Annotated in this window: 14 protein-coding genes; 4 read left to right on the top strand and 10 right to left on the bottom strand. The window is 49.0% G+C overall.

The window, feature by feature from the left end; all coding sequences use genetic code 11:
• Nucleotides 1–30: 30 nt before the first annotated feature.
• The 10 genes from G8759_RS09370 to G8759_RS09325 form a co-directional block, all read right to left on the bottom strand.
• Nucleotides 31–2,253: a TonB-dependent receptor gene (locus tag G8759_RS09370; protein ID WP_167218830.1), complete on the bottom strand. Its 2,223-nt coding sequence runs from the start codon at nucleotides 2,251–2,253 to the stop codon at nucleotides 31–33.
• Nucleotides 2,254–2,488: 235 nt separating this feature from the next.
• The gene (locus G8759_RS09365; protein ID WP_167207293.1) at nucleotides 2,489–2,887 is read right to left on the bottom strand and encodes a hypothetical protein; all 399 of its coding nucleotides are present in this window, start codon (nucleotides 2,885–2,887) and stop codon (nucleotides 2,489–2,491) included.
• Nucleotides 2,888–2,942: 55 nt separating this feature from the next.
• Complete coding sequence (locus G8759_RS09360) at nucleotides 2,943–4,268, bottom strand: tetratricopeptide repeat protein (RefSeq protein ID WP_232074187.1); 1,326 nt, start codon at nucleotides 4,266–4,268, stop codon at nucleotides 2,943–2,945.
• Between the two features lie 148 nt (nucleotides 4,269–4,416).
• Nucleotides 4,417–6,678 (bottom strand): DUF4331 family protein, encoded by a 2,262-nt coding sequence (locus G8759_RS09355; protein ID WP_167218826.1) that lies wholly within the window; start codon nucleotides 6,676–6,678, stop codon nucleotides 4,417–4,419.
• A 54-nt stretch (nucleotides 6,679–6,732) separates the two neighbouring features.
• On the bottom strand, nucleotides 6,733–8,493 hold the full coding sequence (locus G8759_RS09350) for a DUF4331 domain-containing protein (protein WP_167207291.1): 1,761 nt from the start codon (nucleotides 8,491–8,493) through the stop codon (nucleotides 6,733–6,735).
• A 601-nt stretch (nucleotides 8,494–9,094) separates the two neighbouring features.
• Complete coding sequence (locus G8759_RS09345) at nucleotides 9,095–10,228, bottom strand: cellulase family glycosylhydrolase (RefSeq protein WP_167207289.1); 1,134 nt, start codon at nucleotides 10,226–10,228, stop codon at nucleotides 9,095–9,097.
• A 127-nt stretch (nucleotides 10,229–10,355) separates the two neighbouring features.
• Nucleotides 10,356–11,549 carry an aldose epimerase family protein gene (locus G8759_RS09340; RefSeq protein ID WP_167207286.1) on the bottom strand — a complete coding sequence of 398 codons (1,194 nt, stop codon included), beginning with the start codon at nucleotides 11,547–11,549 and terminating at the stop codon, nucleotides 10,356–10,358.
• Between the two features lie 149 nt (nucleotides 11,550–11,698).
• On the bottom strand, nucleotides 11,699–12,817 hold the full coding sequence (locus G8759_RS09335) for a glycoside hydrolase family 43 protein (protein ID WP_167207284.1): 1,119 nt from the start codon (nucleotides 12,815–12,817) through the stop codon (nucleotides 11,699–11,701).
• Nucleotides 12,818–12,924: 107 nt separating this feature from the next.
• Nucleotides 12,925–13,440, bottom strand: coding sequence for a Fur family transcriptional regulator (locus G8759_RS09330; RefSeq protein WP_167207283.1), 516 nt, complete (start codon nucleotides 13,438–13,440; stop codon nucleotides 12,925–12,927).
• Between the two features lie 240 nt (nucleotides 13,441–13,680).
• On the bottom strand, nucleotides 13,681–18,324 hold the full coding sequence (locus G8759_RS09325) for a translocation/assembly module TamB domain-containing protein (protein ID WP_167207281.1): 4,644 nt from the start codon (nucleotides 18,322–18,324) through the stop codon (nucleotides 13,681–13,683).
• Nucleotides 18,325–18,456: 132 nt separating this feature from the next.
• On the opposite strand from G8759_RS09325, the gene tsaD reads away from it, so the two are divergent.
• The 4 genes from tsaD (at nucleotide 18,457) to G8759_RS09305 (ending at nucleotide 25,067) form a co-directional block, all read left to right on the top strand.
• Nucleotides 18,457–19,476 carry a tRNA (adenosine(37)-N6)-threonylcarbamoyltransferase complex transferase subunit TsaD gene (gene tsaD / locus G8759_RS09320; RefSeq protein WP_167207279.1) on the top strand — a complete coding sequence of 340 codons (1,020 nt, stop codon included), beginning with the start codon at nucleotides 18,457–18,459 and terminating at the stop codon, nucleotides 19,474–19,476.
• Nucleotides 19,477–19,492: 16 nt separating this feature from the next.
• Nucleotides 19,493–20,389 (top strand): MOSC domain-containing protein, encoded by an 897-nt coding sequence (locus G8759_RS09315; RefSeq protein WP_167207277.1) that lies wholly within the window; start codon nucleotides 19,493–19,495, stop codon nucleotides 20,387–20,389.
• A gap of 72 nt (nucleotides 20,390–20,461) precedes the next feature.
• On the top strand, nucleotides 20,462–21,289 hold the full coding sequence (locus tag G8759_RS09310; protein ID WP_167207275.1) for a hypothetical protein: 828 nt from the start codon (nucleotides 20,462–20,464) through the stop codon (nucleotides 21,287–21,289).
• A gap of 598 nt (nucleotides 21,290–21,887) precedes the next feature.
• Nucleotides 21,888–25,067, top strand: coding sequence for a SusC/RagA family TonB-linked outer membrane protein (locus tag G8759_RS09305; RefSeq protein WP_167207273.1), 3,180 nt, complete (start codon nucleotides 21,888–21,890; stop codon nucleotides 25,065–25,067).
• The last annotated feature ends 23 nt before the right edge of the window (nucleotides 25,068–25,090 follow it).

Genomic DNA, 25,090 nt, shown 5'->3' with positions numbered 1-25,090 from the left:
TAACATCCCATCCAGAAAATTTAGAAGCGATTACCAGGAATAGGTTAGACTCAGTCGGGCGAAGAACGGCGTACCCGGCGTAAAGTGAATCTCATCGACCGGAGCAGCTTCGCCCTGCAACCGGCTTTCGGTGGCAAACTGCGTTTCTTTCCAGCGCGCGTTGAAGAGATTTTGTACAGACAGGCCAATGTTGTAGCTACGCTTTGAATAGTTAGCCTGTAGGTCTGTTACAAAATACCCTTTTGCGACAATGGAGTTGTCTTCATTAGCCGGACGATCGCCCATGTATCGATACCGAATTGATCCATTCAGGCCTGAACGGGTTTGTAGCGATAAACCGCCCGTTGAGGTAAACGTTGGCGCTAACGGTAAATAATTCTGTCCCGTTTCAGCATCTATGGCACGCGGTTTAGCCGTATTCAGGTCGACATCTGCATACAGATTTTTGGTAAGCTGATACCGCATCGACACATCGATACCTTCCCGGCGCGAGCGCCCACTTGGTTCTACCACACCCTCATCACCGACATAAACAAACTCTTGCTGTAGCCATAAATACCAGGCAGCAGCATTGATCAGTAGCTTAGGAAACGGCTTGAAAATCACACCCAGATCGGAACCATAAGCGCCCGGCAAAATCTGCCTCCCATCCTGAGCAACCACCACACGAGCGTCGTTAGAGTGAAAGCCTTTTCCCGTATTGAGGTATAGTTGCAGACCTGGATTGAACGTATAATACAGATTCAATTTGGGCGATACAATGGCCTGTGTCGCCCATTTGGTTGTTGCTGTCACTGGTAGCAAATCTTCATACTGGCTCCGAAAATAATCCAGACGAACCCCGGCATTAAGCGTGAAATGATCCGAAAACTGAATAAGCTCATCGGCATATGCAGCCGCATTGAGCTCGTTAATATTTCCGAATTTGATTCGATTCAGCGTTTCTATACGGTTTTTGGTATGCGACAGTTCAGTATGATAAGTTATATCCTGTCGGTATTGCGCGCCCAGTGTTGTGGTCCAGCGGCTTTTGTCCACATAAGCCTGTGTTGAATAACTGCCATTATAGCCAAACAGATTGCGGTGTTCTTTCTGCCGGATCTGATCGCCATTGATGCTGTCTTCCTTGAAAAATGTAAAGTTGGAATACAGTTCAAAATTATAATTACTGTAGAAAAACTGGTTTTTAATGACATGATTGCGGGGTGTCACCGTTACCAGTTGCGCATTCAGATTAGTTCGGCTGGTTTCGCCACCTTCCGAGGGATCGATAGAACCAAAGAAACCAGTCAGTCCGGATTCGATAGCCCGGCCGGGAACCTGACCGGAATGGTTCCATTTACTCCAGAACGTGGAGCCCGTCAGGGTTAGGTTTGTGTTGAGCGCAAGATGACCGTGGTATTTGCCCATTACGTTCAGTCGCTTAAAATGCTGCGGATTATCGAAATAGGAATCTGAATATGAATATTCCGACGCCAGATAGGCCGACTGATTTTTGGCTCTCCCCTTCTTGCCGAGTAAATCCAGACCGGCCACAGCGCGATAGGTATTATACTGCCCGGCTTCGAGTTTCACAAAGGAGTGATCCAATGCTGTTTTCGTCCGAAAATCGACCCAGCCTGCCGTCGCCAGATTGCCCTTTTCGGTGTTATAGGTCCCTTTTTTAAAATCGGTGCCTTCTACTAATTCCGGAATAACAAAATGTAGATCGGCATAACCCTGTCCGTGAGCGTGCGATACCATGTTAACCGGCATCCCATCGACTGTCAGACGAATATCGGTGCCGTGGTCGAGGTCGAAACCGCGCAGGAAAATCTGTTCCGCCTTCCCTCCGCCTGCATGCTGTCCAATAAATAAACCCGGTACCAGTCGTAAAATCTCCTGCGAGTTAACGATCGGGCGAAGCTTAATATCAAGGCTACTGATTAGGTGCTGATCGTGCGCCCGTTGCGACGATACGACCACTTCGCTCAGTTCAACCGGCGCATTGGTAAGCGCCGTTTTCAGAAAAGTGACCTTATCATCGTGAACAATTACGTCGATGATCAGCGCTTTAAAGCCAAGATGCGACATCTCGATTTTATAAGGAGCGGCCACTAAGCCATCAAAACGAAACTGTCCTAACTCATTGGTTAGTGCAGCTTTACCTAAACCCGTTAGCTGCACAGTAACGCCACGTAGCGGCAGATTGGTGGCCTGATCGTAAACTACTCCTGAAATACCGCCGAGATGTGCATACACCGGCGCACCCATGAACAGGAACAGCAGGAAGGGTAAGAGCACCTTAAGCGGTCGTGATCTGGCCGAAAGTTTTTTATCAGAATCGTCTGGCATTGCCATTGGCAGCAGCGACGAATAAATAGAAGCGTAAGGCATATAATGGAGTAAAAGAGATGCCTGGCGACTTACGTAGCCGATAGCATTCGGTGAAGAGATAAGACAATCCGGCTAGTCGAAATTAATCGGCGGCAAAGGCCCAATGCCGGTCTTATGCACTCCAGGGAGGGTTATCTACTTTACTTCGTACTCCAGTCGCAACAACAGGAAGGTAAAGGATTGGTGCACTGACGGCCCGATATACTACTGAAACCGGCAGGAACCAATATGAAGGCAGTACGTCATGCGAGTCGATACCGTTAAGTACTGAAATCAGGTGTTTGGGTGGATGCTGTGGAGCATCCTGGTAACGGCTGGCTAATGATTCGGCCAGAAACGACTCAAGGCCATCCATCCGAAGATACCGGCATTGCTGATAATGCCCATCTTCGCCAGAGGTTTGGATCATCAGTAATTCATGCTGATCGTCCGGGCGGTTCACGCAGCCAGCCCCAACTACCCAGAGGTAGTTGACGAGCAGGATGATGGCAAACCATGAACGGATCAGCATATAACAACTAGCCAAAATTTCTTAATCCAGCTATATTAGTCAGGAAAACCTCTACTTAGAGGGCAAATTTAGGGTTTGTTTTGCGGGCAGCCGCAATCAATTTATTCCCCTGATCGGTATGGCCCATTGCCAGTTCGATCGATCCGGCCTGTCGCAACAGTTCCGGGTCTTTGCTACCCGTACGCAAGGCCACTTCTATGTGTTGCTGTGCTTTTGGCAGGTCTTTCTGGTTGAAATAAACCCATGCCAGCGCATGATTGACGTCAATATTTTTCGGACGTTTCTGGTATTCTTTCAATCCATACGTTTTTGCCAGATCGAACTGACCCGACTTTGTGTAGAGTTTGCATAATTCCAGATCAACGGCATGACCCGAACGGGCATCTTCGTCCAGCATTTTAGCCACTTCGGCAAATTTCTTCTGCGCTTTCTCTTTATCACCCTGCAACGCGTAGATTTCGGCCATTTCTTCATGGAAGGAGAACTCAGGCATGATGGCAGCCGCTTTATCGAGGAGAGCCAGCGCTTTGTCGTATTCTTTGCGCGCTTTGCGGACCCGTGCCTGTCCAGCCATCGCAAACGCATAACTAGGGCGCAGAATCAGAATACCAGCATATTGGTTTTCGGCTTCCGCGAGCTGGCCGGTTGTTTCGTATAAATGACCCAGAATATTCTTACTCCAGCACTGCGGTTCTGATCCGGGTAAACCAGCCTGCACGGCCAATTTCATAGCGGCAATTGAGCCGGGATAGTTTCCATAGATTTCACGCAGGTAGGAAGCGCGCGAGTAGGCTTCGAGCGACGGTTTCAGGGCCTGCATCTTATCCGACATTGCTACAGCTTCTTCGTAATTTCCCAGTTCGACGTTGGCATCGACCAACACGCCGTACACATAGGCATTGTTCGGGTTAATTTGCCGGGCTTTTTCGGCTAATTCCCGGGCTTCAGCAAACTGATGCTGAGACATTTTTACGGATGACTTAAACGTCGTAGCTTCAAAGTTCTTGGGGTCCATTGCCAGAACGCCATCCAGAATGGTCAGAATAGCCGGATAATAATAGGGATGCTCGCCTGTAATCCGCGCTTCCGACAGGTAAATTACCGCAATCTGTAAACGAGGTTTCACATCGCCCGGTTCTTTTTTAATTTTCTCTTTCAGTTCAGCAACTTTCTCTTTGGTCTTCTGCCATTCTACCGCCGACGCCAACTCCCCCCGACGGTCGAACAGAGCCGGAATTTCCATGTTCGGCCCCGCCGTAGTTGCGGCTGTAGTTTCTTTGGGGCTGTTTGTGCAACTGAACGATCCGACGATCAGTAAGCCAGCGAAGATCAACGTACATGCCGACAGGATTCGCTTGTTGATTGTTGTATTGAAACGCATGATTGATAGGGAGATTGGGAGTGTTGTCGGTTTATTATGTCTGGCGTATTGCTACCAGGTAGGTACCATACCAGCAATCCAATTTAATTGGAAGTGCTAAATAGGTGGAGTCAGATCTGGAAGGCTGACTCCACCTAAAACATCTTACTTAATTACGAATTATCTTAACAGTCTGGCGCTCCGTCGGTGTCACTGCCTGTAGGAAGTAAGCGCCCGGTTGCTCGCCCAATCGTACGGTCCGGAGTTCAACTGCACCGGGTATACTGATCGTTTGTTGACCAATCCGTTGCCCCCGGCTGTTGCTGAGATAGAGTTGCACCGGACCCGATGCGCCACTCACTTCTACCGTCACTTCATCGCCAATGGTCGGGTTACCCATGATCCGAACAGCCATTGGTTCGGTGAACTCGGCAGCTCCCTGACGGGCCTGGCCACAGGGGGTACGGAAGTCATACATGAAGTTTACCAGCGAAGACTGATCACCTACGTAGCGCGCCCAGATCCAGAGGAATCGGTTGCTGTTCGCATCTTTCCGCAATTCAGCCTCAATCTGGCGGGTTACATTCGTACTCCAGGTGCCATTGACGACACCCGCAGCCTGGTATTCGACAACACGATTCGGATCGCCCCCAATGCGCCCAAAGGTAATATCACCTGTATTGCAGTTGTAGCTCAGCACGGTTGCGGCCAATGGTTTGGTCACGTCGGCATCCGGACCGATGTAGGGATTACCCAGAAAACCGCGCCAGGGGTCCTGCACGAATGGAAAAGCTCCTTTCAGTGTGGTATCGTTCTTTGTAACGCCCGCGTTAAAGCTCAGCACTTTTACCAGACTCGGCGTAACAGGATTTGCGCCCGGACCCGGCGTAAAGTCGTCATACCACAACCCAACGGCAGCTAAAACAACTCCACCAACGGCTTGTAATTCAATGGTGGTCACGTCATCTTCCAGCCGACGACCGTTCGGAAAACCATCCATGTTTGGAATAAACTGGAGGTTTGTATTCGCATACATTGGATCGGTTAAGCCTAAAACAGCCGCCTGAACCAGTCCCAGTGAACTGAACTTGGCATCGTTGCGCGGAGTGGCCGGAACGGCCATGTTCAACCGAAGCATATCGCCCAACGTAGGCAGGAAATTGTGAATGAATGGCTTACCGACTGCCAGTGGATTGCCACCTTTGCCGGTAGCCAGTTGATAGGGAGCCAGGTTGGGCACACCGGTGTAAAAGATCGGCAATAAGTCAACCGCACGGGGGCTGGCTGCATCAGGCAACAGAACACTTCCAAAAGCAGCTTCGGACAGCGCGGTTCCATTTAGAGCGGCATTACCTTTCAGGCCAAACAGACCCGGCTTGCCATTGCGGAAGTCAAACGAACCCAGCGATTTCGACTGTATTCGAAGGGCAGATAATCCGGGAACGGCACTACCAAACTGGGAGTCATCCATGTACAGAGCCAGTTCGGGATTGGTGAAGTATTTGGCAAACTGAAGGTCATTGCCGTTATAAGGGGTCATCGAATTCCATTTGTCTTTCATGCCCACCGGAATGACCGCTTCATTGGTCAATGGCATACCCAAACGCGAAACCTGCACCCAACCGCCGTCGTAGCCAACATCGCCCGCAGCATAAAGGGTTTTGATCATTTGCCGACTCGAAGAGGCCCACACCCCGATCACATAATCAGGATCAAGAATAGTGGCCGCCTGAGCTACTGCTTTGCCGCTTTTCTGTAGAGTCGATACGGGCACTTCAATGGCAATGGTATGGCAGTTAAAGCGTGACAAACCATCGCGCCCCTTCGGTCTGAAGTTACCTACGTCAAACGCGCCACCCAGATCGACAAAGAACGGATCGTCGATTGGTCCGCAGAAAATTCGCTCACCCGATGTTGCGGTCGTAATGGCCTTCGTTGCCAGAGCGTTATAGTTAGCAGCACCCAATCCAACCGTTTTGTCTTCAATCGAGCGCGGGCCGATGTTAGCCGGTGGCACTACACCGTTGGTAACGATGGCCGTAAAGGTTCTGCCTCCATCAATACTGCGTTCACAGGTGTAGGTTGCTTTCTGATTTTGCTTCCCTAACCGAATATTGAAGAACGTAGTCGGGTCTTCATTAACAACCGTAAATGTAAATCGGTAGGTAATGTCGTCTCCGGCCGTAGCGGCATTGTTTTTAACGTGGATTTCGTACCGGATATTCTGCCCGAACGTATACCAGTTTGGCCCGCCTGATGGATCTTCAAACGGAATGTAGTTGGCAATCAGAACGATCTTTTCCGCATCGGTTGGGCTTTTAAACGCGTAAACGTCCGTATTGTCAGCGAGTGGATCATTCGAGATGAGCGGGGCCTCCCGGTGCGACGAAGCAATAACCTGATTATAGGGCAGATACGTCAATACTGCCATCAGTAATAGGGAAAGTAATTTTTTCATTGTCTTATCCGAAGAATGATGAGCAGATTAGAAACGGTTCTTTTTCGTATAGTCAAGACCTCTCCACGGAGTTTGCACGTAGGGGAATGAAGCCTTGAGCGTCGTATCATTTTTCGTTACTCCTGCGCTAAAGCCTAGTACTTTCGCCAGATTCGGCGTAACAGGGTTTGCGCCTGGACCCGGCGTAAAGTCGTCATACCACAGCCCAACGGCAGCTAAAACAACTCCACTAACAGCCTGTAATTCAATGGTGGTCACGTCATCTTCCAGCCGACGACCGTTCGGGAAACCATCCATGTTCGGAATAAACTGGAGGTTTGTATTCATGAAGTCCGGAACCGTTAATCCAATGACCGCAGCCCATACCAGACCGAGCGAGCTAAAATTCGGATCGTTACGGGGAGTAGCCGGAACGGCCATGTTCAACCGAAGCATATCGCCCAACGTAGGCAGGAAATTGTGAATGAACGGCTTACCAGCTGCCAGTGGATTACCGCCCTTACCCGTTGCCAGTTGGTAGGGTTTCAGGTTCGGAACGCCGGTATAGAAAATCGGCAATAAGTCAACCGCACGAGGGCTGGCTGCATCGGGAAGCAGAACACTCCCAAAAGCAGCTTCGGCCAGCGCTGTACCATCCAGAGCGGCATTACCTTTCAGGCCAAACAGACCCGGCTTGCCATTGCGGAAGTCAAACGAACCCAGCGATTTCGATTGTATCCGCAAAGCCTTCAATGAAGGAACGGCTCCACCAAACTGGGAATCATCCATGTACAGGGCTAGTTCGGGATTGGTGAAGTATTTGGCAAACTGAAGATCATTACCGTTATAAGGCGTCACCGAATTCCATTTGTCTTTCATGCCCACCGGAATGACCGCTTCGTTGGTGAGCGGCATACCCAGGCGCGAGACCTGCACCCAGCCACCATCATAGCCAACATCACCCGCGGCATAAAGGGTTTTGATCATTTGTCGGCTAGCAGAGGCCCACACCCCGATCACATAATCAGGATCGAGAATAGTGGCCGCCTGCGATACCGACTTCCCGTCTTTCTGTAGAATGCTTACTGGAATTTTAAGGGCAATGCTATGAACGTTATAGCGAGCCAGCCCATCTTTGGGTGGGTTAACTTTGTTACCGTCAGGACGAAAGTTGCCCGCATCAAACGCACCCGCCAGATCGACAAAGAACGGATCATCGGCAGGACCACAAAAGACCTGCTCACCGGTCTTCGCTGGAGCGATTGCATTCTTGATCAAATCGTTGTAGGTAGAACCCAATCCTAAACCCGGCGTATCGATAGAACGAGGCCCAATATTAGCTGGTGGAACAATGCCATTGCTAACGATGGTCATATACGTCTTACCACCATCGATACTTCGTTCGCAGGTGTAGGTTGTTTTTAAGTTTTGCTTCCCCAGCCGAATGTTGAAGAACGTAGTCGGGTCTTCGTTCGTATTGGTAAAGGTAAACCGATAGGTAATATCGTCACCGGCTGTGGTTGCTTTGTTTTTAATGTGGATCTCATACCGAATATTGGAACCGAAATTATAATAGTTCGGTCCGCCTTCGGGCAACTGAAAAGGAATGTAATTAGCAATGATCGTGATGGTATTCGGGTCGTCGGGGCTTTTGAACGCATATACGTCAGTATTGTCAGCCAGTGGATCGTTCGAGATCAACGGGGCTTCGCGGTGGCTGGAGGCAAAACCAGCAGTTGCCAGCAGCACTAAGGCACAGCTAAGAATTTTAGTCCTTAACTGACCCCTAAACAAGGGAAACGTGCGCATTGTCGTTTGGGTTTGAGCGTGAAAAATGAGCAAAAAATCCTCTGAAGTGGTTACTAAAGACAAACAGATACCCATAGAAGCACAATCGGGCAATGAGCTTTACCCTGCGCTACTTTAGCGAAAAAACACAACAAAAATCTGGTGATTTTACTTAAGTATAGAGATCCATAGCCAGCTAGTTTACAGCACTTTAGAAGATTGATTATATATACTCCGATATCGGGCAAATGGATTTTTAAACGAGCATTAATTTTCTGAGTACAAGAAATTATATGGTTTTAGATAGTGCCCCAGTCTGACCAATCCTCTATCTTAGAGTAGCCTATTGCTAGTTGCACCTATAATTGGTAAAAGAGTTCTTTTTCATTTTGCCCAAGCCGGTAGAAATGGACGTAATTGAATTACTCGCAAAGTGGTTTTTTGAGTTTCTTGGCGGAGGTGGCGTACATGTCATCGTAGAAAAATTTGACAGTAAGAAGGGAGTTAGCCCAAAGACCCCACAGGTATAACATACACGCCCAAATTGTGAAGAACGAAATCCAATAAAAAAAGTCGGCCAGACAAAATGCCCGACCGACTTTTAGTGTATTCCTGTCAATTTCTATTTTCCCGTTGCCTGTTTGATGGCTGCCACTTCGGCCGGATCAACAGGAGTGCCGTCCTGTTTGAATACTTCATGAAACCAGATGGCTGGTTCGCGACCATTGACATATGGTTTCTGCCAACTATCCCAGGGCAGGAACGTTTGTGTTTTACCCGCAACAAACCCCCAGTTAATCATACCCACTTTGGCTTTTTTAGCAATGGGCAAATGAGTCTGGAACTTACTATTAACGCCACGGGCCATGTATTCCGTACAGATAACAGGGCGGCCAAACGACTCTAGCGCCGGAATTACTTTTTCGAGTTCCGTTGGATTTGAGTATTGGTGGAACGTAATGATATCCGAATTCTCAAACTGTATTTTCTCCATTGGTGACCATTTCGCCGGATTCTGCCAGTCAGCGGGTGTACGATAGATCCAGACACCTGATGTTAGTGGCTGCGTTGCCCCGGCCGACCGGGCCCACTGAAATACACGAGGCAGCAGTTTGGTCACCAGTGCGACTTTATTCGCCGGTTCGAGCTTCTTGTTGTTCTTACCATAACTATTATCGTTGGTATTGTCGGGCTCATTCCAGACATCCCATGCCAGAATACGCTTGTCATTCTTAAAAGCGCCAACTACACCTTTTACGTATGTCTCCAGTCGTGGGTATTGCGATTCGTCGGTCAGGGCAGCTGCGCCGGGACTTTGTAACCAGCCCGAATTGTGGATTCCCGGAACCGGCTCATGCTGTTTTCCCAATTTTGGAAAAGGGTCCCAGCAGGAATCAAACAATACCAGCATTGGCCGGATCTTGTGTTTAGCGCACAGACTCAGGAACTGATCCAGTCGTTTGGTGAAGCCAGCAGAATCTTTCCAAAGCAAATCATGGAGAAAAACACGCATGGTGTTCATGCCAATACGCTCGGCCATAGCCAGTTCTTTATCGATCGTTGCCGGATCGAAACTGTCGGCCTGAAACATCTCAAGCTCATTGATAGCATTGGCCGGTGCATAGTTTGACCCAACCAGAAAGGGTTCTTTGGCGTACCAGGCATTTGCCTTTTCGGCCGACCATCGGCCGGGTGCATTCTGCCCATAGGTAATGGCAGCACTAAACAGACAAAGTATGAGCAATAAACGCTTCATAATTGAAAATAAGGGTTGTTCTGTTATAAAAGGAGTAGAGAGTATTATTTGGGCTTCCATCGATCAGATAGTTTATTTCTAATCGGCGGAAGCTTTCAATAATTGATTTAAGTATCGCTACTAACTGCTACTTTACAGTCGAAAATCGATACTCGGTCGTCTGGCTGTAGGTCTGTCCCGGCTTCAGAATGGTGTTAGGGTAAGTCGGGTGATTGGGTGAGTCAGGATAGTGCTGTGTTTCCATGGCAAAGGCACCCCGATAGACAATTGGTTTGCCATACTTACCGATATCTGTCCCTTTAAAGAAATTGCCTCCGTAGAACTGTAAAGCTGGTTCAGTTGTCAGCACCTGCATCTTGATGCCCGATTTATCGCCAATCACTTCGGCAGCTGAAGTCAGTTCACCGGCTTTTGGTTTGTTCAATACCCAGTTATGGTCATATCCTCCGCCAAAACTCAGTTGCTCGTTTTTTTCATCGACCCGTGCGGCAATGGTGGTTGGCTTCCGGAAATCGAAGGGTGTTCCAGCAACGGAAACAGGCTCTCCCTGTGGAATCAGCCCCTTGTCGACCGCCGAGTATTTATCGGCATTGATCATCACCAGATGATCATTGATCGTGCCACTACCTTCGCCGTTCAGGTTGAAGAAACCATGGCTCGTTGGATTGTAAGGAGTTGCCTTGTCTGTTTTGGCCGAATAAACCAGCTTCAGTGCATTATCGTCGGTCAGCGAATAGGTAACGCTGGTTGTCACCGTTCCGGGAAAACCACCCTCTCCATCTTTCGAGACATACGTCATTTCCAGGGTTTTATCGTCTACCTGTTTTGTATCCCAGACATGGCTATGAAAACCGCTTGGACCGCCATGTAATGTGTTGCCATTGTTATTGAGGGCTAGTGTATATGCCTTGCCATCGAGCGTAAATTTACCCTTGGCAATTCGGTTCCCAAATCGGCCTACAACAGGGCCAAAGAAAGCCCCATCGGGTTTTTCATAGGCAGCAACGGTCAGAAAACCGGGAGCGACGTCGGTTACTTTCCCGTTTTTGTCTGGTACGAGCAAGCCAACAATCCGGGCACCGTAATCGGAGATCGCGACCTGAATCGTTTTGTTCTTTAGAATATAGAGGCTGGCTTTTTTGCCATCTGCCTCACCGGCAAACGAAGCTGGGTCAGGGAGTTTAGCATCAATCATGGCGGTAGTATCACCAGTAGCTACAGCGATAGAATCTGCCGCTTTTTGTTCGTTCTTGTTGGCTTTCTGACAGGCATTCAGACTGAGAATAGCTGCGGCTGTCGTAAGAAAAAGGAATTTCTGCATTAGTTTGGTAATTGGGTAAATGGGTGATTAGGGAGTTCTGACGAATCGATAATTGAGTAATTTGACTGAATAAACAAGTTAAAAACGGATCTGGCCTGCCCATTTGTTGCGAATTACCTCAATTATCTGTTTACCTCAATCACTCCCTGTTATTTTTCTGCCGGTACTGGAATGGGCACATTGGCAACAGGCTTCCCAAAACTGGGTGACCCATCGGCATTCCAGGTAAAGGGTTGAATATGCGGGGCGCGTTTGTTCCCGCAACCGTCGGTAGCCGACGGATTAGCGTGATAGATCATCCAGTCCTGCTTTCCATCGGCCGAGCGAAAAAAACCGCCATGACCGGGTGCCCAAACCCCATTCTCTGGTGCCTGCGTAAACACCGGACTTTTACTTTTGGTCCAGTTCGCCGGGTCCAGCAAATCACCGTTGCCGCTATAGGTCAGAAGGCCAAGGCAATAGTCGAGCCAGCAGGCATTGGCCGAATACACGATGAATAGGTTGTTATTATGGCTTAAAAACTCTGGCCCTTCATTCACGTAAATTTTGGGTACTTCGCCATTTTTCTGCCACTCCTGCGGCACATCGCCATGCATCTCCCACGGCTGATCGGGCTGCGAAACTTTAACCCGGTCACCGTCAATTGTCCAGGGATTCTTGAGTCGGGCCAGGTAAATATCCTGCCGCCCGTTTTTAGGTCCCTCCCAGCCCGACCAGGTCGCGTAGAGCTGACCTTTGTAGTCAATGACCGACATATCTATCTCCCAATGGTCAGCTTTGTCGCCGATTTTTCCTTTCATGACCCATTCGCCCTGCATCGGATCGGTTGATGCATTCTCGATCACCCAAACCCGGTGCGACAGGTTGTTGAGCGAATCGGCCGAGAAATAGATGTACCAGCGACCGTTGAATGAGTGAATTTCGGGTGCCCACAATTCCTTTGAGTAAGGCTTCCCGGCGGGAGGAGTATAAACGACTTTCTTCTCAGCAGTGGCCAGGTCGGCCATGTTATGCGTTCGCCAGAGCGTCAGATTGTTGCCGGTAGTATTCATGTAATAATACCAGCCGTCCTTTTGCAGCACCCACGGATCGGGGCCAGAAGGTTTTATGGGGTTTGTAAACGTACGCTGAGCTAGAGCGTGCTGCTGCAAACTAACCAGGAAAAGCGTGTAAATAATCCAGGAAAAGTATCTTTTCAGTAAAAGATAGGTTGGTTGAGGATGTGATCGGCTACTGAGCGACCGCGCGTAGGTTTGACAGGTTCGCATAGAATAGGCAAGGGAGTTTATCAGGTAAAGAGCGAAAGTGGCAATTTTACCCCTGCTACTCACCATGTAATTATCCGTACCCCTACGACTTTGTTAACACCTGCGCACTATTCCTGCGTTTTACGGGAGTCTTCTGTATTGGCAGAACTATCGGTTGGTTTGGTCTCGCAGGCATCATCCGTGCATTGCCCGTAAAAGACCAGCGAATGCGATTCGACCTCAAACTGTAGCGCATTGCCAACGTTTGTTTGAATCAGATGCAAACGGGGATCGCAGAACTCCTTCACGCGATGACAGACCGTACAGACCAGATGCGCATGCTGTTGCCGCCCCAGCGACTTTTCATAACGACTCTTGCTGTTGTCCTCCTCGCCGAAATGGTGTCTCCGAACCAACCCGCAATCGACCAGCACATCCAGTGTATTATAGACCGTTGCCCGGCTAACGGGATACGATCGCTGGTGCATGGCCTGAAATAGTTCTTCTGCGTCGAAATGGTCGTTTCGGGAGTACACCTCTTCCAAAATGGCGAACCGCTCGCCCGATCGACGTAATCCTTTTGCCAGTAGCGACTTTTCCAGTTTGGAGCGGGCTGTGGCAAGCAATGACTGTGATTCCTGCATAACCGATTTGTTTGCCAGAAAGGAACCAGTCAAACGCCAGCCCCTTTTCTCATAACCTAACCTATGACTTGTCTCAAACTTTATGGAGCTTATTGATAAATAAGCAATTCACTTCATTAATCTTAGCTAAATTTCTTATTTAGACTAATTTTAAACAAACTTAAGTGAATACGATTTGAAACGCAAGAATTGGCCAAAGAAATTGGTTAAAGGCTATCTGGAAAGTAGTGGATGCCGTGCTTAGAACGCCGTTCTGCCGCTTCCCGCGGAGGTAGTGATCGGAGGTGGCGGGGCAGGCGTCGGCTCGCTGGGCTTTTCGGGAGTTAAACCGGGGGCGTTTCGCTTCCCGCCAAATAACCGATTAAAGGAGCGTGTATAAAGAAAACTCAGCCCACCACCCGTTGTAATGGTACTGCCAACGCTGTATTGACTAAGAATACTTTGCTGATTTCGGTTGTAGACTTTAGCCCGGAACTTTCCATCCGGCGTGATAAAGTACTCCAGCGTCCATTCACCAAGCAGGCTGGCGGCATTGTATTGGCTTTGGCCGTAGGTAAACCCGCCATCCCGGCTAATGCGTAAACGGTCGTTCAGGAGCCGATAAGAGAACCGGAGTTGCAGGTTGTTAAGTAGGTTTTCGTTCTGCGTGTTGTTACTGGTGAAACCACCGATCGACACACCAATATCCAGTTTTTCGTCCAGGTTCGATGCCAGCCGACTAATCTGATTTGAGATTAATTCACTTACACTGTTGGCGACACCGGAGTTAACCTGTCCCTGATCGAACAGGTTAGTTCCTTCGGGCAGTAGCTGATTGAACAGCAGAACACTGCTCACCTGTCGGGTCAGTTCCTGATCGTTACTCTGGATACGGGATTTAAACGCCGTTACTGCCTGCCGGAAATCCGACGAAGCGGGATATTCTTTCACGTCCAGGTCATAGCTGATGGCTGGTGAGCCTAGCTCGCCATTTAATTTAATGACGAGATCCACCGGATACCGACGCGTTTGATCGGCACTTGTACTCGATGAAGGCAGTAAAGGTGATAGTGACGTATATTGCGTATAAGCGGCTGTCACATCGAGCAAGGCACCATAGGGATCGCCCGTCCAGGTCATGCGGCTGTTGGGTCGAATCTGGAAGCGCTTATTGATTATATTTTGAAAGGTGAATGTGTATTCTCCCCGCTGAATTTCGTAGTTACCCGTCATCGAGAAATCCCCTTTCGTATCCACCTTCATCGCCAGCCGTCCCTGTCCATAGGCTTTGATAATGTCGCCGGTCTGACGATCCAGCTGGATTTCGCAGTATGCATCGGGCGTAATGTCAAAATTGAAATCCATCTGAATCCGCGACAAATCAAGGTCGGAGGCTCCAATTTTGTTCGACGTGTTGGTAGTTGTCTGACTAGCTGGTGAGCTGCTGCGGTTTACAAACCGAATCTGATCGTCGGAAGCCAGCGTTGTGGCACCATCTAGCGGGATATAAATACGGGTTCCTTTATTACTGGCAACGTTGGCCCGGATTGTCAGATTATTGAGCGGCCCGTATAGTTCGGCCTTACCCGTCACAACCGCCTGCCCATAAAACATATCGTTGTCTTTGGCCGCCGTATTCAGAATTCGAAAGTTTTTCAGGTCGGCGTCAAATCCCAGCGTGAAATACCGGAAGCCATCGTGATAAACGCCCCCTCGTATTTGAGCGGTATTGCCGTCTGGATCGCGCAAGGTCAGCTTGCGGGTAACGATTTCATTCTCGCCAAAATAGATCTTATCATCGAATGTAAAATCGGCTTTCAGATAATCGAAACGGCCGCGACCACCAATCACATCGACATCACCGTTCAGCACCGGGGCCGACGGCGTTCCGGTAATGGCCACCATTCCACTGGCAGTACCGCCCAGGTTAGAAAACAGGTCGGTCGTAAAGGCTTCCAGAATATGCAGATCGGCATTGTTAAGATTCGCTTTCAGAGCCAGCGGATTGGTCTTTTGCTGGGGCGTATAGTTTCCGGTAAGGGTTAGCACATCGGCCCCGTTCCGATTCAGGTTAGCATTGACATTAAGTCGCTGTGTTGCCTGGTCCCACTTAGCCCGACCACGCATATCGCCCACCAGCGCCTTCTGATACGACAATGTATCAACCGAAAATTCACTCTCGATAATGGGCGTTGCATACACATCGCGCACCGTCAGGGTTCCATTGAGCGTTCCTCCAAAATCCGTATTCAGCAAGGGATTCAGCGACCGAAGCAGGAAGTGTTGAGCTTCCAGGTTTAGCCGCTGAACAGAATCGGCCGAGAGTTTTCCCGATGCCCGAATTAGTTGGTTCTTATTGAGTACCGACAGATTGGTAATGGTATATTCGTCCCCTACTTTCCGAATAAGACTTTGTGGATTTAGCGTCCAGTCGCCATCCAGCACCCTGACTTTCGATTGATGAAATGTCAGGTCGATGGCATCGCCTTTGAAACGCATTTCACCATTCAGATCGGCCCTATTCGAGCTACCCGTCTGTTCGACACTACTGGTAAAATTGATGTGGTCGACATCCCAGGAAGCTTCAGCCTGAAGGTTGCGGGTAGGAATCAGTGAACTGAAGGCCTGTCGCTGTGAAGTCACCACGGCCGATGCCAGCACCTCTTCATCATACGTAAATTTGGACGTAGTCAGATCAAGCTCGCTCGGCCCGAACCCCAGTTTATTAAAGCGCAGCGAATCGGTCTTGACGTTAGCCGTCAGAAAGGATGTATTGTCGACCATAAAGCGACCTTCAAGGCGGGTCGCCGGAGCTATGTATACCGATGGGCTCAAAAACGTCAGCAACGGTGCAATGTCTTTTGAAACAAACTGGAAATCGACACCGTATCGGGCCATTGATTTAGCGCGAAGGGCGCTGGCCTGGCGCTGTTTCTGCTGATAATAGGCCTTCATTCCGGCAGCGTCTCCTGCAAAATGAAGTTCATATTCACGAGCCAGCCGCTTTAGATCATCAATCGTACGCTGAGGCTGGAAATTACCCTGCAAGCGGGTTGTCAGGAAATCAGAATCAAGGTCAAAATAACGCTGCGTACCGATGGAGTCTTTGCGTTCGATCGACGACAGCAACGACAGTGTCCCTACGTTCAGCTTCCGCTTATTAAGACTCAACTCGGCATTGTGGAAATAGGCATTTCCAACAATATCATCCAGTTTACTGCCTTCCAGCTTAACATCTAAATCTGTTTTTACCACAAGTGAGTCAGACATATACCCTAACTCGCGCAGGTCGGCGTGTCGAATCGTACCTTGCAGGTCATAACGGTTCTTCGGACCGCGCAGATCGAATTCACCATCCACCAAAAAGTTCAGATTCGCATCAGTCATGTTTACGTGGCCATGAAAAAACGCTTTCTGTAAATTACCCTGCGCCACCACATTGTGATAATCGTATCCCTGCCAGCCCAGCCGCTCCAGTCGGCCATCAATGTCGATACTGGCCCGTTCCAAATCTGTTCCATGTCCGATAATACGACCTTCTCCGTCGAGTTTACCGAATTGGTCTGGCTGGTCGATCAACTGACCGAGTTCCAGATTCTCACTTTTCAGCGTGGCCGTGTAGGTAGTCTGATCCGAATTGTCGGCTAGTTTCAGGGCCAGATCGCCCGTTACGGTGCCAATGCTCGTCCGGAAGGTGCCTTTGGTCTTGAAATTATCGAATGCACCGACAAACTTGGCGTCAAAGCCAACGGTGCCCAGCTTTTGAATCGTGTGATTGAACGACGTGTCCGGATAATATTGGCGAATATCGGCCATATTAACCAGTGAAGGCGTAAAGGCAAAATCGACCGTTGTCCGGTCCATATCTGGCAGCCCTTTCCAGGCAATATCGCCGGCGAGTCGACTGCGGCCGCCGGGTCCAAAACGCAGATCGGTATGACTCAACCGAAACTCATTGACCGTACCCGTAAAAATGCCGCTCAGATACCAGGTTTCGTTGAGCTCCCGCAGGTAATCCGAAAAGAAACCCAGATCTTTTGACTGCACTTCGCTATCGCGAAAATGGGCCTGCATAAGCACACGGCTGTTGAAATCACTGAATGCCGATGGCCGATCATAGAAGAATGTCAGGCTGTTACGAATGATCGAGTTACCGATATGAGCGCGCAATCTGGCCAGCTCCATTTTTGTATTGCAGTACAGAAAACGGGTATCCAACTGCCGAATTAACAAGCGCGAATCCCGGTCAACGCCGGACAGTCCTTTAATGTCGAGCGCAATCGTATCGCCCAATATTAAAAAATTACTAACCTCTGCCGTCAGGTTTTTCAGCGTAAAGTGGTTGTAGTCGAATCGTTTATGATTTCGCATAAACGGTTCACGCGGATCTTCGAGCGTATAGGCTCCCTCAACCAGGTGTATGTGACTGACCGTGAACGGAACATTCTGGTTCGGAACACTGGGTTTGGCAGGATCAGACGTCAGTTCTTCGATCCGGGCAATAAATTCGTCTAGATTGGTATCACCGGTTTTCGGATTTTTGATCATCCGGACATCAGGCCGATACAACACAATTTCGTCGAGGTGAATGTTGTGCGCCGACGAATCGATGAGATTTTGCAGATCATAATCTGCATCGAGTCGCCCAACCCGAATCATGGGCCGCCCTTCACGATCGCGAATACGAACGCCGGTGAGTGTGATCGAATCGAACCATTTGATCGAAACACCCTGAATATCAACAGGAAACTGAAGTGTTTTAGAGAAACGTGTAGCCAATTCGCTCACAACCCTGGTCTGCACTGCCGGAATTTGCAGACCCAGCACAGCGCCTAGCAGCAAGCCGATCACCGTGAGCAGCAGGTAGAGCAGTGTTTTAAGGAATATGGCGAAGAATTGACGCATTCGGGCCGGAAATGCCTAATGTACAATGATTATTGGAAAATACTCCTACCTCTGACAACTAAGAGAGGGAACGGTTTAGTAGCAACTTCCATTATATATTCTACAAGAATCATTATCCATTAGTTTTGTACGGTGAATATTTTAGCTATTGAATCCTCCTGCGACGAAACATCGGCGGCTGTTTTAGCCAACGGACAGTTGAGATCCAACATCATTGCTACGCAGTTGATTCACGAACAATACGGGGGTGTTGTACCCGAACTGGCCTCGCGAGCCCACCAGCAGCATATTCTCCCCGTAGTCGAACGGGCTTTAATTGATGCAAATATAGCCAAAACGGAGCTGTCGGCCATTGCGTTCACGAGAGGACCTGGTTTATTAGGGTCATTACTGGTTGGTGCATCCTTTGCCAAAGCCCTGGCGCTGGGATTAAACATTCCGCTCATTGAGGTTAACCACATGCAGGCTCATGTTCTGGCCCATTTCATCGACGACCAGCACGAAGGCATTGCCCGTCCGAAACCGGGCTTTCCCTTCCTGTGTCTGACGGTCAGTGGCGGGCACACGCAACTCGTGCGCATCAATAGCCCGCTCACTATGGAGGTTATTGGCCAAACTCAGGACGATGCCGTTGGTGAAGCCTTCGATAAGTCGGCTAAATTGCTTAACCTCCCCTACCCTGGCGGTCCTTTGATCGACAAATATGCGAAAGCCGGTAATCCACTGGCCTACAAGTTCCCAATGGGTGAAATGCCCGGTCTGGATTTTTCATTCAGTGGTATAAAAACGGCTATTTTGTACTTTCTCCGCGATAACGTCAAGAAAAATCCTGATTTCATCGCGGAAAATCTAGCCGATATTTGTGCCAGTATCCAACATACACTGGTGCAGATGTTACTGTCGAAACTGAAGCGGGCGGTCCGCGAAACCGGGATTCACGACATTGCCATTGCGGGAGGAGTATCAGCCAACAGCGGTTTGCGTTCGGCACTCACCCAGCTTGGGAATGAACAGAACTGGAACGTTTTTATCCCGCGCTTTGAGTACTGTACCGACAATGCTGCTATGATTGCCATGGCCGCTCAGTTCAAATATGAACAGGGAGATTTTACGGCGCAGACTGTAAGTCCCCTGCCAAGAATGAGTTTTTAAGGCAACAATTCCGAACATGGTCACAATTTCCGAACTCCACATTTATCCCATAAAATCACTCGGGGGTATTTCTGTAAACGAAGCGGTCATTGAAGCAAAAGGCCTTCAATACGATCGGCGTTTTATGTTGGTTTCGCCCGATGGACAGTTTATGACCCAACGCGCCAATCAGCAGATGGCCCTGATCGACGTAGCCATTGATGGCGCTCGGTTACGCGTCTGGCATCGCCACCGCCCCGGCGATGTGCTGGAACTGCCGCTGGTCGTGCCAGACGAATCGACCGATTTGCCAGAATCACGGGAGACGATGTTGGTTACCATCTGGGATAGCCACGATGTACCGGCGGTTACGGTCAGCGACCAGGCTGATCAGTGGTTCACGGCGGCACTGGGCGTACCAAGCCGACTGGTTTTTATGCCCGATACCACCTACCGGGCCGTTGATCTGAAATACGCCCGCCAAGATGATGCGGTTAGCTTTGCCGATGGCTATCCGTATCTGCTCATTGGTGAAGCCTCGCTCGACGAACTTAATCGACGCTTACCCGTCCATGAGAATGGGCAACCTCAGGTGCTTGAGATGCTCCGGTTTCGACCCAATATTGTTGTAACCGGAAGCTTACCGAACGAAGAAGACGCCTGGAATCATTTCCAGATCGACGGAATTGATCTGTATGGCGTAAAACCCTGTGCCCGCTGTGTTCTGACTACGATTGACCCTGCAACGGGGCAAAAAGGTAAAGAACCTCTCCGAACACTGGCTACCTATCGACAGTGGAATCACAAAATTCTGTTCGGTCAGAACGTTCTGGCAGCCTCAAAGGGAGATCGGCCGCTAGGTACGCTTCGCGTTGGGCAGTTGGTTAATGTGATAAGTCGTCAGGAGCCCTGGCTGGCTCTGCCCATTACCTAAATCACATAGGGTTTCAAAACCTATGGGGTTTACCCAAGTTTATTGCCTATTGTTACCTGTTCATTGAGTCCTTTGCTTACACCTTTACGCAACGCTTATTACCTGAGTTTACCGGTCGTATTTGGGGCCGTGTTGTCGAATCGTATGGCAGCCCGGCTATCGGATGTAACACCGATACACTGGGCTACACCCCTGGTTCTGGCTCTGGTTGTTTTCATTATTTATACCGTCGACCGGCTCCTGGATATCCGGAAGCCTTCTGGACCCGCTACCGCCCGGCATCGATTTCATCGACACTACGCACCATTGCTCTGGCGGGTCGTGATGGCAGCAGCTGCACTGGCGTTTATACTGGCCTTTTTTCTACCAGGCAGTGTTATTAAGTTCGGCCTTGTTTTAGGAGGTATTTGTGCGGCCTACATTGGTGCAGTGTTTAGGCTCCCGTCACGACACCCGGCGCTGTTGTTGAAAGAGCCCTTGGTGGCTATACTCTATTCGGCGGGTGTGTGGGGCAGTGTATGGGTTCAGCGCCCACGTGTCAGTGGGATCGAAATTGCCGAATTTCTGATGTTTCTCGGTATTGCGTTTCAAAACCTGCTGCTGTTCGCCATCATGGAAAAGCGCGAACAGTCTGGCAAACGCGAATTCTCGCTGGCCACAGAATGGGGGGAAGAACGAAGTGACACCCTCCTTCGCTGGCTGACATTTGCCATCATTGCCACGGGTCTGACCCTATGCTTCGTTACAAACGATCGCTTTGCCCAACGGTCGGCAATCATGTTAGCGCTGATGAGTTTGACATTATATGGCATACAGCGTTATCCCGCTTATTTTCTCAGAAACGAACGATACCGCTGGCTCGGTGATGCTGTTTTCTGGTTCCCGGCACTAGTCCTCTGATTAACTGTATGTTCCAGCAGAGCGAACCTATGCAACACAACCAATTGATTACCAATGATATATGCCATTATTCAGCCTTTTGCCTGAGCAATCTATCCTTGATAATTTTTGTAAAGACACCAGTTATAGAGGTACGAAGAAAATTAACGTATGCCCAACAAGTTCAACTATTATATTCCCTCAGTGCTCACATTTTTAGTTTTAAATTCTGAGTTTTAACAAAAATTATCCTTTCGTACATAAATATTAGTCGAAACGCCACTATCCCGTTTAGCGTCTAAAAACGTATCTGCTCTTTTTATTTACTTTACTGATAAACCATGCCAGATGGACTGTGGTCAATCAAACATAGCATTGGTTTTACCATCATTCAGCCTGATCTGAATGACCTACACCCTCATAAATTTTGAAATGATTCAAGGCTTAGAAACCTGCCGATGGTGGATCATTTGGAGGTTTCATACGAAAAAGCATGACTTCTGCTGCGGAAAAGTAATTGGATCTAAAAATTATGACTACCAAAAATGCTTAAACTTTCAGGTATGGCTCATCATCCTCTGTTTAACACATTACTCAATTAACAATCGCGCCCACATATATGAAACAATCTCTAACTACAATGCGAGGCTTCATGGTACTACTTGCCGCCTGTTTTTGTCTATTGACAGAAAGCAGCGGACTTGCAGGAACCGTATCTTCTTTTCCTAAACCAGCCGATGTTGAAGTGACGGGTACTGTCACCTTCAAAGATGATGGCACACCACTACCTGGTGCTTCTGTTTTGTTAAAAGGTAGCCCCAATGTTGGTACGATTACCGATGCGAATGGCAAATTCCGCATCAATGTACCCGACGATGCCACGCTGGTTGTGAGTTATATCGGCTACATTGCCCAGGAGATCAAATTAAATGGTCGCTCTACCTTGACTGTTTCTTTAGAAGCGGACGCTCAGCAGTTGAGCGAAGTTGTAGTCACTTCATTTGGTATAGCACGCGACAGAAAAACGCTGGGCTACGGCGTCAGTGAAGTAAAAGCCGAACAGATCACCAAATCCCCCACCACCGACGTGACCAACTCACTGGCTGGTAAAGTTGCCGGGGTGCAGGTAACCGGAGCAGGCGGTGGCTTTGCGGGTTCTAACGTAACGATACGGGGTTTTTCGACATTTACAGGGAGTAACCAACCGCTGTACGTCGTCAATGGTGTTCCGCTCGATAACTCCAACGGTAGTGCGGCATCGAACGGCAGTAATTCGGTCAATACGGGGGTTGTCAACTCCAGTCGGATCTCCGACATAAACCCACAGGATATTGAGAGCATCAGCGTCCTGAAGGGAGCAGCAGCTACCGTACTGTATGGGTCAAGAGCCGCATCGGGCGTTATTCTGATTACGACCAAGAGGGGCAAAAAAGGGACGAACAAGCAGATTTCCTTCTCGACCAATACCGCGGTTGGAACGATTAGCCGTTTTCCCAAATTCCAGAATCAATATGCACAGGGCAGCAATGGAACGTATGCCAACAACGTAGCTGGTTCCTGGGGGCCGCTCATTCAGGGACAAACCGTAACGAACTGGTTTGGCAATCAGGAAACCTTGACCGCGTATCCAGACAATGTCCGGGATATTCTGCAAAACTCGATCTCGTCGCAGAACGACCTTAGTTTTTCGGGTGCCAGTGATAAATATGATTACCGGGTATCGTATGGAAATGCCTACGAAACGGCGCTTATTCCGAACAATAAATTAAGCCGAAACAACCTGACCGTTAATGCCGGTACACAACTGACCAATAAGTTCAGAATAGCGACTGCCTTTACGTATACCAATAACGTTTCTGACCGCACCCAATCGGGTAATCAGGGTTCTAACCCATTATGGCGGGGTATTTATACGCCACGTAGTTATGATTTAACCAATATGCCTTCGCAGGATGCGGCAGGCAATCAGCTTTGGTTTGCGGCAGAAGATCAGCCTTACTGGGCCATTAACCACGTTAAAAACCATCAGGAAGTAAACCGGTTTTACGGCAACATCAACCTGAAATATGATATTACGGATTGGTTACAGGCTGATCTGAAGGTGGGTAGTGACGTATTCACTTACGTAACCAAAGGGTTCGATGACAAAGGCGTTCGGAGTAATGCCAACACCTCTTCGGCTGGCGCAGGTGGTGTTTTAGATCGCTCAGAAATAACCCGGAACCTCAATTCGTACTTAACCGTAACGGCGAACCGGAAACTCACCAGCGACCTGCACCTGACAGCTACCGTTGGGAATGAAATCATTTCCAACTACAACAGTTTCATTCAGGATATTGGTTTAGGTATCGTTGTGGCCGGATTCGATAACGTTAAAAACTTTTTGACGTTTAACCCAACATCGGCTATTACGCAACAGCGGACGGTCGGCTTTTTTGGTGACGTTGTTTTCGACTACAAAACCTGGCTGTCGGTGAATGCAAAGGCGCGGAATGACTTTGCTTCGACCCTGTCGCCGGGCAATCAGTCTATTTTCTATCCGGCGGTTGCCGTAAGTTTTGTACCAACCGAGGCCTTTCCTTCCATCAAATCCAAGTTCCTGTCGTCGGCCAAAATTCGGGCTAACGTCGGTGAAGTTGGTAAAGGCGCGACGCCTTACGTAATCAATACGTATTACGGAAAAGCCAGTGCATCAGATGGCCTTGGCTCAACTGCCGTTAACTTCCCGTTCAATGGTCTGGCCGGATACACGTATAACAACAGCACAGGGAATCCAAACCTGACACCAGAATTTACGCGTGAAATCGAATTGGGTGCTGAACTGGCCTTTTTCAATGGACGACTCAGCATTGATGGATCGGTTTACCGTCGGGATAGCCGGAATCTGATTTTCTCTGTTCCGGTTCCTTCGACGTCAGGTTTCACGAGTCTGGCTACCAACGCGGGTAAGCTTTCGACCAAAGGAATTGAATTGCTGGTTACCGGCAATATTATCGAAAAGGAAAACTTCAGTTGGGAAAGCTCCCTCAACTTTACCAGCTTCAGATCAATTGTTGAAGAGCTGGCACCCGGTGTAGCCAATATCTCGATCGGTGGCTTTACATCGCCCAACATTCAGTTGGTTCCCGGTCAGCCATACGGGCAAATCTGGTCAAATGCCTATCAGCGGAACGCACAGGGGCAAATGATCATTGGCAGCAATGGATTGCCAAAACCAACCACCAACGTTCAGGCAGTTGGCAATCCGAATCCGAAGTTCACGATGGGCTTCAGCAATACCTTCAATTACAAGGGTTTCAGCCTTTCGTTCCTGTTTGATTACAAATACAAAGGCGATCAGCTCTCGCGGACCATTGGTGATTTGCGCATCAACGGTGTTTCGGAAGAAACTGCTAAATATCCCCGATTCAATGCCGATGGCACCGCCAATAAGCCGTATGTATTCGATGGTGTTCTGGACGATGGCACGAAGAACACGATTGGTGTAACGGCCCAGCAATACTTCAGTCTGCAAGGCAAGTATGTAGCCTGGGAAGGGTATGTACTGGATGCTACGTATCTGAAATTACGCGAAGCCAACCTTACCTACAAATTACCCGCATCAATACTGGGCAAGTCGAATTTTATTAAAGGCTTACAATTGTCGGTTTATGGTCGCAACCTGTTCATCTATGCGCCTAATTATCCAGACCTCGATCCTGAACAAAACCTGTTAGGGGTCAGCAATGCACGCGGTCTTGAATTTGGTATCACGCCTACTGCACGGACTATTGGTGGCAGCCTGAGAGCGACGTTTTAACCGTGACTAACCCACAAAAAATT

The sequence above is a fragment of the Spirosoma aureum genome, from assembly GCF_011604685.1.
GTDB classification, from domain to species: domain Bacteria; phylum Bacteroidota; class Bacteroidia; order Cytophagales; family Spirosomataceae; genus Spirosoma; species Spirosoma aureum.
This window is presented reverse-complemented; position numbering and strand designations above follow the sequence as displayed.

Excerpts from the sequence above, each read along its gene's own strand:
- G8759_RS09370 (WP_167218830.1), bottom strand. The coding sequence starts at position 2,253 with ATGGGTGCGCCGGTGTATGCACATCTCGGCGGTATTTCAGGAGTAGTT.
- G8759_RS09365 (WP_167207293.1), bottom strand. The coding sequence starts at position 2,887 with ATGCTGATCCGTTCATGGTTTGCCATCATCCTGCTCGTCAACTACCTC.
- G8759_RS09360 (WP_232074187.1), bottom strand. The coding sequence starts at position 4,268 with ATGCGTTTCAATACAACAATCAACAAGCGAATCCTGTCGGCATGTACG.
- G8759_RS09355 (WP_167218826.1), bottom strand. The coding sequence starts at position 6,678 with ATGGCAGTATTGACGTATCTGCCCTATAATCAGGTTATTGCTTCGTCG.
- G8759_RS09350 (WP_167207291.1), bottom strand. The coding sequence starts at position 8,493 with ATGCGCACGTTTCCCTTGTTTAGGGGTCAGTTAAGGACTAAAATTCTT.
- G8759_RS09345 (WP_167207289.1), bottom strand. The coding sequence starts at position 10,228 with ATGAAGCGTTTATTGCTCATACTTTGTCTGTTTAGTGCTGCCATTACC.
- G8759_RS09340 (WP_167207286.1), bottom strand. The coding sequence starts at position 11,549 with ATGCAGAAATTCCTTTTTCTTACGACAGCCGCAGCTATTCTCAGTCTG.
- G8759_RS09335 (WP_167207284.1), bottom strand. The coding sequence starts at position 12,817 with ATGCGAACCTGTCAAACCTACGCGCGGTCGCTCAGTAGCCGATCACAT.
- G8759_RS09330 (WP_167207283.1), bottom strand. The coding sequence starts at position 13,440 with ATGCAGGAATCACAGTCATTGCTTGCCACAGCCCGCTCCAAACTGGAA.
- G8759_RS09325 (WP_167207281.1), bottom strand. The coding sequence starts at position 18,324 with ATGCGTCAATTCTTCGCCATATTCCTTAAAACACTGCTCTACCTGCTG.
- G8759_RS09315 (WP_167207277.1), top strand. The coding sequence starts at position 19,493 with ATGGTCACAATTTCCGAACTCCACATTTATCCCATAAAATCACTCGGG.
- G8759_RS09305 (WP_167207273.1), top strand. The coding sequence starts at position 21,888 with ATGAAACAATCTCTAACTACAATGCGAGGCTTCATGGTACTACTTGCC.